Annotated in this window: 1 protein-coding gene and 1 pseudogene; both read left to right on the top strand. The window is 77.2% G+C overall.

Going from position 1 to position 1,300, the window contains the following annotated elements:
* A pseudogene (locus AB0J52_RS41075) lies at window positions 1-259 on the top strand (hypothetical protein); the annotation flags it as partial.
* Window positions 256-1,300, top strand: a 1,045-nt coding sequence (locus tag AB0J52_RS41070; RefSeq protein WP_500188665.1) for an FGGY-family carbohydrate kinase, incomplete at its 3' end; no start/stop codon positions are given. The pseudogene AB0J52_RS41075 and the gene AB0J52_RS41070, both read left to right, overlap by 4 nt.

The following is a 1,300-nucleotide window of genomic DNA, read 5'->3' as shown; positions in this document are numbered from 1 at the left end:
CCGCACCACCGACGCCGAGGCCGGGGCGCGCGGGGCGTTCCTGGTCGGCGCGGTCGCCACCGGGCGCGCCGCCACGATCACCGACGCCGCGCGCGACCACGTCCGCGCCGGCGACTCCTACCGGCCCGACCCGGGCCGCGCCGACCTCTACACCCGCATGTACCAGACCTTCCTCGACGTGCGGACCGCCGCGTCGGCCACCTGGCCGATCCTGGCGGACGCGCGCCGCAGCGACCGAACCGACGGGGGGACCCTGTGACCCGGCCGAACGCCAGGGACGAGGCGGTATGGATCGGCATCGACCTGGGCACCCAGAGCGTCCGGGCCCTCGCCGTCACGGCCGGGGGACGGGTGCTCGGCGCCGGCGGCCACCCGCTGACCGACCACCGCGACGGCCCCCGGCACGAGCAGGACCCGGAGGAGTGGTGGACGGCCGTGGGCGCGGCCTGCCGCCAGGCGCTGCGCGGCGTCCCCGCCGGGACCGTCCAGGCGGTCGCGGTGGACGGCACGTCCGGCACCATCCTGCTCGCCGACGAGACCGGCCGTCCGTTGACGCCTGGCCTGATGTACGACGACACGCGCGCCGTCAACCATGTCGAACGCGTCAACCGCGCGGGCGGGCACGTCTGGGAGCGGCTCGGCTACCAGCGCATGCAGCCCGCCTGGGCCCTGCCCCGGCTGCTGTGGCTGCTGGAGCACCGCCGCGACCTGCCCGGCGACGGCGTCCGGCTGGCGCACCAGACCGACTTCGTCAACGCGCGGCTCACCGGGCACCCCGTCGCCACCGACCTCAGCTCCGCGCTCAAGACCGGCGCGGACCTGGTCGCCGAGGACTGGCCCCGCGACGTCCTGGACGCCCTCGGCGTCCCGGCCGGGCTGCTTCCCCCGTTGGAACGTTCCGGCACGCCGCTCGGCGCCGTCTCCGCGTCCGCCGCCGAGCACACCGGGCTGCCCGCCGGCATCCCGGTGGTCGCCGGATGCACCGACGGCTGCGCCTCCCAGCTCGGCGCCGGCCGCCTCACCGTCGGCTCCTGGAACTCCGTCCTCGGCACCACTCTGGTCCTGAAGGGCGTCACCGACGAGCTGGTGCGGGACCCCCACGGCGTCGTCTACTCCCACCGCGCCCCCGACGGGCACTGGCTGCCCGGCGGCGCGTCCAGCACCGGCGCGGGCGCCCTCACCCGCGACTTCCCGGGCCGCCACCAGCCCCCGCACGACCCCGCCGCCGCCGCGAACGAACCCACCGAGACCGGCGCCTACCCGCAGGTAACCGCGGGGGAGCGGTTCCCGATAGACGCGG

Source organism: Spirillospora sp. NPDC049652, from assembly GCF_040675125.1.
Classification (GTDB): Bacteria; Actinomycetota; Actinomycetes; order Streptosporangiales; family Streptosporangiaceae; genus Spirillospora.
The sequence above is the reverse complement of the archived record's forward strand: the minus strand, read 5'-3'. Positions and strand labels throughout refer to the sequence as shown.